We start from the raw sequence: 1318 nt of genomic DNA, 5'->3' as shown, positions 1-1318 counted from the left end.
GCCGCCGCTGGACGGGAGCGTGCAAAGAAGAACCCCGCCGGGAGGGTTCCCGACGGGGTCATCTCGTTCAGGCTTGTCTGGCTCGGGCCCGCCCAGGTCGGGCAGGCCCCAAGCGCCCGTCGCCGATTACTCGACGATCTTGGCCACCACGCCCGCGCCGACCGTACGGCCGCCTTCGCGGATGGCGAAGCGCAGGCCCTGGTCCATCGCGATCGGCGTGATCAGCTCGACGTTCAGCTCGGCGTTGTCGCCCGGCATGATCATCTCCACGCCTTCCTTCAGGCGCACGATCCCGGTCACGTCCGTGGTCCGGAAGTAGAACTGCGGACGGTAGTTGGTGAAGAACGGCGTGTGACGGCCGCCTTCTTCCTTGGTCAGGATATAGGCCTCGGCCACGAACTTGGTGTGCGGCGTGATCGAACCCGGCTTGCACAGCACCTGGCCGCGCTCGACGTCTTCACGCTTGGTGCCGCGCAGCAGCACGCCGACGTTGTCGCCCGCCTGGCCCTGGTCCAGCAGCTTGCGGAACATCTCCACGCCCGTGCAGGTCGTCTTCTGCGTCGCCCGCAGACCCACGATCTCCACTTCCTCGCCGACCTTGACGATCCCCTTCTCGATCCGGCCGGTCACCACCGTGCCGCGGCCCGAGATCGAGAACACGTCTTCCACCGGCATCAGGAACGGCTGGTCGATCGGACGGTCCGGCTGCGGGATGTAGGCGTCGACCTGCGTCATCAGCTCAAGGATGCGGTCCTCGCCGATCGCCGGCTCGCGGCCTTCAACCGCCGCCAGGGCCGAGCCCTTCACGATCGGAATGTCGTCGCCCGGGAAGTCGTAGCTCGACAGCAGCTCGCGCACTTCCATCTCGACCAGGTCGAGCAGTTCGGCGTCGTCGACCATGTCGACCTTGTTCATGAACACCACCAGCGCCGGAACCCCGACCTGGCGCGCCAGCAGGATGTGCTCGCGCGTCTGCGGCATCGGGCCGTCCGCCGCCGAAACCACCAGGATCGCGCCGTCCATCTGCGCCGCGCCCGTGATCATGTTCTTCACATAGTCAGCGTGCCCAGGGCAGTCCACGTGCGCGTAGTGACGGTTCTGCGTCTCATATTCCACGTGCGCCGTGTTGATCGTGATCCCACGCGCCTTCTCTTCCGGCGCCGCGTCGATCTCGTCGTACTTCTTCGCCGTCGCGCCGCCCGTCTTGGCCAGCACCATCGTGATCGCCGCCGTCAGCGTCGTCTTGCCGTGGTCAACGTGACCAATCGTGCCGATGTTGCAGTGCGGCTTGTTGCGTTCGAACTTTTCCTTGGCCATC

The 1318-nt window shown here is 66.1% G+C and carries 1 protein-coding gene; it reads right to left on the bottom strand.

Annotated elements, in window-relative coordinates; translation table 11 throughout:
* Positions 1 to 126: 126 nt before the first annotated feature.
* Positions 127 to 1317, bottom strand: a complete 1191-nt coding sequence (gene tuf / locus C5708_RS19375) for an elongation factor Tu (protein WP_242923643.1) — start codon at positions 1315 to 1317, stop codon at positions 127 to 129.
* Position 1318 lies beyond the last annotated feature (1 nt).

This window comes from Caulobacter sp. CCUG 60055, assembly GCF_022750545.1.
GTDB lineage: Bacteria > Pseudomonadota > Alphaproteobacteria > Caulobacterales > Caulobacteraceae > PUIC01.
Note: the sequence above shows the minus strand (reverse complement) of the source record. Positions and strands in the feature narration are given on the sequence as shown.

Coding starts and splice junctions, on each gene's coding strand:
- tuf (WP_242923643.1), bottom strand. CDS start 1,317: ATGGCCAAGGAAAAGTTCGAACGCAACAAGCCGCACTGCAACATCGGC.